This window comes from Mycolicibacterium komossense (assembly GCF_025822605.1).
Taxonomy (GTDB): Bacteria; Actinomycetota; Actinomycetes; order Mycobacteriales; family Mycobacteriaceae; genus Mycobacterium; species Mycobacterium komossense.
In genome coordinates this window covers 1-235 of the sequence record NZ_JACKTY010000033.1, presented here as the reverse complement: position 1 = coordinate 235, position 235 = coordinate 1, and the positions used below count along the sequence as shown (strand labels likewise).

Annotated in this window: 1 protein-coding gene; it reads right to left on the bottom strand. The window is 67.8% G+C overall.

The genetic code is table 11. The features are described 5' to 3' along the window. The coding region (locus H7J73_RS20505; protein ID WP_435405557.1) for a DUF222 domain-containing protein at window positions 1-165 on the bottom strand (165 nt) is incomplete at its 3' end. Window positions 166-235 lie beyond the last annotated feature (70 nt).

Sequence of the window (235 nt, the reverse complement as noted above, 5' to 3'; positions counted from 1 at the left end):
CCGGACGACGTCGGTCATCGGCATCCGGGTCCCACCCGAGGTGACCGCCAGCCCAGCCCCGGATTCGAGTTCTGTGAGGGTGGTGGACACCACGATGGTGACGGGCAGCCCGTGGTGGCTACCCAGTTCTCCNGAGNACAGGGTGTTGCGGCCCATCGCCGTCAGTGCGTCATGCTGGCGCTGGGCGGGGGTGCGGCGATCAGTCTGAACCTGTTCCTGGCTGGGTCGGCCTTTG